Genomic DNA, 2266 nt, shown 5'->3' with positions numbered 1-2266 from the left:
CCACCGAGATGATGCCGCTGACCTGGCCGGAATTCGGCTCGCTGCATCCGTTCGTGCCGCGCGAGCAGGCGACCGGCTATCACGCGCTGTTCGCGCGGCTGGAAAAATGGCTGTGCGACATCACCGGCTATGACGCGATCTCGCTGCAGCCGAACTCCGGCGCGCAGGGCGAATATGCCGGGCTCCTCGCGATCCGCGGCTATCATGCATCGCGCGGCGAGAGCCACCGCAAGATCTGCCTGATCCCCTCCTCCGCCCACGGCACCAATCCGGCGTCGGCCGCGATGGTCGGCATGGACGTCGTGGTCGTGTCTTGCGAGAAGAACGGCGACGTCGACGTCAATGATCTTCGCGCCAAGGCGGAGAAGCATGCGAACAATCTCGCCGCGGTCATGATCACCTATCCCTCGACCCACGGCGTGTTCGAGGAGCACATCCGCGAGATCTGCGACATCGTCCACGGCCATGGCGGCCAGGTCTATCTGGACGGCGCCAACCTCAACGCGCAGGTCGGCCTGTCCAGGCCCGGCGATTACGGCGCCGATGTCAGCCATCTCAACCTGCACAAGACTTTCTGCATCCCGCATGGCGGCGGCGGCCCCGGCATGGGCCCGATCGGCGTCAAGGCGCATCTCGCGCCGTTCCTGCCGGGTCATCCCGTGACGAAGGCCGACGCTCCGGTCGGCCCGGTCTCGGCCGCGCCGTTCGGCTCGGCATCGATCCTGACCATCTCCTACATCTACATCCTGATGATGGGCGGCGAAGGCCTGAAGCGCGCCACCGAAATCGCCATCCTCAACGCCAACTACATCGCAGCGCGTCTCGATCCGCACTTCCCGGTGCTCTACAAGAACGAGAAGGGCCGCGTCGCGCATGAGTGCATCGTTGATCCCCGTCCGCTGAAGGCGACATCGGGCGTCACCGTCGACGACATCGCCAAGCGCCTGATCGATTACGGCTTCCATGCCCCGACCATGAGCTTCCCGGTGCCGGGCACGCTGATGATCGAGCCGACCGAGTCGGAATCGAGGGCCGAGCTCGACCGCTTTTGCGACGCCATGATCGCGATCCGCAAGGAGATCGCCGATGTCGAATCCGGCCGGTTCAAGATCGAGGCTTCGCCCTTGCGTCACGCCCCGCACACCGTGCACGATATTGCGGACGATGATTGGAATCGCGCCTACACCCGCAGCGAGGGTTGCTTCCCCCAGGGCGTCTCGCGCACCGACAAATACTGGAGCCCTGTGGGGCGCGTCGACAACGTCTACGGCGACCGCAACCTCGTATGCTCCTGCCCGCCGGTCAGCGATTACGCGCAAGCCGCGGAGTAGGACGCGACGAAGGTCGCGTAGGGTGGGTTAGCCGCGCGACTGCACAAAGCGCAGTTGCGCGGCGTAACCCACCTCTTCTGTGTCCGCAGATGCGAACAGTGGTGGATTGCGCCTTTGGCGAATCCACCCTGCGAATCTGCCCTAAGGCGCCACCAACAGCCGGCTTTCGCGATCCCATCGCCAGAGCTTTTCGTTGGTGAGCTCCGTCCCGCCCCACCAGCGATGGATTCGGTTGTGCCACCACATGTCGTCTTCGCGGGCGAGCAGTGAACGCCCGAGTTCAGAGCGTCACGCGCGTCGTTCTCGTCGAATACATCGCGAATCCATCGCGCGTTCTCGACGAGCCTTGGGTCGGTTTGCCCATCGTTCACGTAATCCAGCAGATCCATTTCAGTTGCACCGAGGCCCGTAATGCTGTCCGGAAGCTCTTCGAGCAGCGCGATGAGCGCGGGTCGAAGTCTCGGCATGATCATCAGATCCGTCATCAGCAGATCAAAACAGGATTCCGGCGTTTCAGCCCGGTAGGCCCGCCAGACCCGGCTTGCCGTCACCAAATGGTTCTCCGTCACCTTGAAGGCCGGCAGCTTCCATTTTGCGACGGACTCCGGAGCATAGTTGCCAATAGTATCGTCCGCATGCACAAGGCTCAGCTTGGTCGTGATCTCCTTGTAAGGGCGAAGCAAGTCGAGCAGCCAGACGAGCACCAGCTGATCGTTGGGTAGTGGATCAACCCATATTTCGATCGAGTCGAACTTCGCGCACAGCTCGAAGAAACCGATATCGCGCGTGCCGAAATCGTCGAGCGATTCACGACAAACTTCATCGAGCCAATGATCGCCGGGATTGCAGTGCTTTTCCGATCGGCGCTCCAGCCCCCTCAAAAGCCGCTCGTCGGAAGGGAGTTTCCTCCAGACAAAACGCGGATAGAACCCGAG

At 62.6% G+C, this 2266-nt stretch carries 2 protein-coding genes; one reads left to right on the top strand and one right to left on the bottom strand.

Going from position 1 to position 2266, the window contains the following annotated elements; all coding sequences use genetic code 11:
* A partial coding sequence (locus JHD07_RS38115) for a beta-eliminating lyase-related protein (protein WP_291631601.1) occupies positions 1-1331 on the top strand: 1331 nt, incomplete at its 5' end.
* Here the strand turns inward: JHD07_RS38115 and JHD07_RS38110 are convergent.
* Positions 1310-2266, bottom strand: a 957-nt coding sequence (locus JHD07_RS38110) for a hypothetical protein (protein ID WP_291631599.1), incomplete at its 5' end; no start/stop codon positions are given. The two genes, JHD07_RS38115 and JHD07_RS38110, sit on opposite strands and share 22 nt — an antisense overlap.

The sequence above is a fragment of the Bradyrhizobium sp. genome, from assembly GCF_016462955.1.
In the GTDB taxonomy this organism is placed as follows: domain Bacteria; phylum Pseudomonadota; class Alphaproteobacteria; order Rhizobiales; family Xanthobacteraceae; genus Bradyrhizobium.
Note: the sequence above shows the minus strand (reverse complement) of the source record. Positions and strands in the feature narration are given on the sequence as shown.